The organism is Tissierellales bacterium (assembly GCA_025210965.1).
Lineage (GTDB): Bacteria > Bacillota > Clostridia > Tissierellales > JAOAQY01 > JAOAQY01.
The window spans coordinates 1-3,111 of the sequence record JAOAQY010000071.1; the positions used below are offsets into that span (position 1 = coordinate 1).

The 3,111-nt window shown below is 30.2% G+C and carries 3 protein-coding genes; 2 read left to right on the plus strand and 1 reads right to left on the minus strand.

The window, feature by feature from the left end:
• Nucleotides 1–247: 247 nt before the first annotated feature.
• On the plus strand, nt 248–1,414 hold the full coding sequence (locus N4A40_04985) for an MFS transporter (GenBank protein MCT4661197.1): 1,167 nt from the start codon (nt 248–250) through the stop codon (nt 1,412–1,414).
• A 98-nt stretch (nt 1,415–1,512) separates the two neighbouring features.
• On the opposite strand, the gene N4A40_04990 is transcribed toward N4A40_04985, so the two are convergent.
• Nucleotides 1,513–2,463 carry a DUF975 family protein gene (locus N4A40_04990; protein ID MCT4661198.1) on the minus strand — a complete coding sequence of 317 codons (951 nt, stop codon included), beginning with the start codon at nt 2,461–2,463 and terminating at the stop codon, nt 1,513–1,515.
• 137 nt (nt 2,464–2,600) lie between these two features.
• On the opposite strand from N4A40_04990, the gene N4A40_04995 reads away from it, so the two are divergent.
• On the plus strand, nt 2,601–2,915 hold the full coding sequence (locus N4A40_04995) for a hypothetical protein (GenBank protein ID MCT4661199.1): 315 nt from the start codon (nt 2,601–2,603) through the stop codon (nt 2,913–2,915).
• The last annotated feature ends 196 nt before the right edge of the window (nt 2,916–3,111 follow it).

A 3,111-nucleotide genomic window follows, 5' to 3' on the forward strand; every position in this document is an offset into this window, starting at 1 on the left:
GCTGAATTTATAGATGTTTTAGGTGGTGATGAATTGGAAATGCAGTCTGGAATAGAGATGAATTTTGAATTATAAATTTTATCAAATGCTACAAAGTCCACCAATAAGTCAAATTAAGAGCATTAATTAAAGTGAAAATGGCAGAAGTTCAATAACTGTGTTAAAATAAAAATTGGATGACTAATACTAAATGCATTAGATCACTTTGTTTTTGTGAATGTAATGAGGATTTATATGGGGGAAAGGGATGAAAACTAAAATATTAGATACAGCAAATTTATACAAATTATACATGCTATCGAAGGGATCATTTTTGATATATTTTATTATAGTATTGTACTATGAGAGCAAGGGACTCAGTTTTACAGAGATAATGCTACTAGGCTCTATAAGTGCAGTAGTGACATTTTTTCTAGAAGTACCATCTGGTGTAATTGCTGATAGATACAGTAGAAAAAAGATATTGATGATAGGTAATCTCATAACGACAATGGGGTTAATTGTTATATTTTTTAGTGATAATTATCAAATGATAGTTATAGCAGCGGTGCTTATGGGGGTATCAGAAGCGCTAGAATCTGGAGCGGATACAGCATTTATATATGATTTTTTCAAAAATAAAAACATGGAACATAGATATAAATCGTATATTTCTAGCATATACCATTTGGGATTCATTTGCTCGGCTATGGCAGCCTTTGTGTCGGGGAGTGTATTTAAGTACAATAATGACCTACCCATAATTATAACCATAGTGCTGTCGATAGCATCATTTATAGCTATAACATTTGCCGAGAGCGACGAAGTAAAATATAAAGCAAAATTTGAATTAAGAGGGATTTTAAAACAAGAGGTAAGTCAGATAAAAGATATATTTTCTAAAAGAGACCTTATGAAAATAATATTTGTCTACATAGTTATGACTATAGTTATATCTAATTTGAATTACTTGGCGCAAATTTACCTTAAGGAAAATAGCATAGATTTAAAGTTTTTCGGACTCATATTTTTGGCATTTAACATACTAGCGAGCATAGGTGCAAAAAATTCTAGTAGATTTTCAAACATAAAACCAGCTAGAGTGTTGGGCGCTTATGCTATCATTCTTATTTTTCTATCAATGGATTTTGGGATAGCTGGAGTGGGGCTTATTTTTGCTGCTAGATTTATAAATGGATTCATATGGCCAGTATTAGATGTAACCATAAATGAAAATATAGACAGCCAAAATAGAGCGACGATACTGTCATATAAAAGTTTGATGGTGCAGATTTCTTTTATATTTGTGGATCCACTTATAGGAGTACTTGTTGATTTGAAAAATGTTCATTTCACATATTTTGTTATGGGGATTGTGATATTTGTGGTTTTGGTGTTTAGATTTATAAATGCCTATCATGTGAAAAAGCTATAGAGGGTTGTATGAATACAAAGGTGAAAATTAGATAAAAAGCTTGTAAAATGAGGTTTAGTACTCAGTTTTACAAGCTTTTTTTATTATATTGATGTAGTTTAGTTTTTGAAAGGATTGCTTTCATAGCCGAGCTCCCAATATTCGGCTTTATTCATTTTTATAACTTTGCCACGCATGCGTTCGTATAGAACGGCTTTTGAAACATCCATGTATGAATTTACAAAAAGAACTCCAAATCCAAAAGCTAGTGTGCCTAAAATATACCAAAGTAAAAAAGTGAGTTCGAATAAAAAGGTTTTCCATTTATATCCGTGCATTACATTTTCACTTATTTTCATTGCTCTATAACCGGTTATGTCGGTATTTTCAGCTATTATATAAGGAACCCATTTATATGTGTACATAGCAACTATAAATAGTGAAAAACTTATAAGAAACGAAAAAAGACCAATGGATATTACTGCTACTATAGATATTGGTCTAAACCAATAGTTTTGGAATATGTTCTGATACAATGCCTGTAGAAGAAGCTTATTTATGAAAAATCCTAACAGAGCTGTAGCGAACAACATAAGATCTCTTCTGACCATTTTTTTTACATTTGAGATATAATTGTTTGAAAAAAAGAATAAAAGATTTGAAAGCTTATTTTCATTTTTTCTATTTAACATGATAAAGTATTTTCTGGCGCCTAGTTCTAACGGATTAATTAGAAATAGTTTAATTGTTATAATTAATAATAAAAGAACTATCATAGTCAATATTATACTATTAGAGTTAGAAACTAATAACATACAGAGACTAGAAGCAAAATTTGAAAATATTTTTATATAGAATGATTGTAAAGAAACACTACCAAATCTAAATGATATATCAAGACCTGGGACTAGAGTTCCATCTATAATGAATAGAACATTCAAAATAAAACTTACAAAAAATATAGGTATGAATGATTTTTTCAGTATTAATATAGCTTGTTTCTTTATTGGTTTGAATTCAAAATAAGTTTCGGGTGATGTTGATAATGACACAGTCGTTGATTCTTCCATGTGCTACCTCCTAAAATATGTATTAAAATGTAAACTGTGATTATTTTATCATGTAAACTGAATAAGTTCAATAGAAGTGTTAAAGGACAGCTCTCATAATACTTTGCTTTGGGTGTATGGGATTAATCTATATATTTATGGCCAATATGAGGACAGAACAAACCTTCATATTCCTTGGATTTATGTCTGGCTTTGTATTGACACTAGCGAATACTATATGGGTAAGTTTGTTTCACAGTAATGTAAGAGCAGATATAAAGGGAAGGGTATTTGGTATGATGGGATTGTTTTTTGGAATAGCTCAATCTATCTCGATATTTGTATCGCCTATAATAGTTAGAACTATTGGCTATCAAAATTTTTTAGTAATATGTGGATTTTTTATGATTATTTACTATGGAATAGTATATTCTATTCCTAGAAGAAAAGTTGATTTTGAGTATGAGGTTTAGGGAGATGAAGATGATAGTATCTCTTTTAAGCGCAAAGACATTCCAGAGATTGATAAATACTTAGATGGTTGCGATGATATCAAAGTAGAAATTGAAAGAATGAAATTGTGGCATCTAACGAGGATGGAGAACGATAATTATTATTTGATAAAGTATTCATGTGGCACAAAGCTCTGCAATAACGTACTTGTAAAAA

Coding starts and splice junctions, on each gene's coding strand:
- N4A40_04985 (MCT4661197.1), top strand. CDS start 248: ATGAAAACTAAAATATTAGATACAGCAAATTTATACAAATTATACATG.
- N4A40_04990 (MCT4661198.1), bottom strand. CDS start 2,463: ATGGAAGAATCAACGACTGTGTCATTATCAACATCACCCGAAACTTAT.
- N4A40_04995 (MCT4661199.1), top strand. CDS start 2,601: ATGGCCAATATGAGGACAGAACAAACCTTCATATTCCTTGGATTTATG.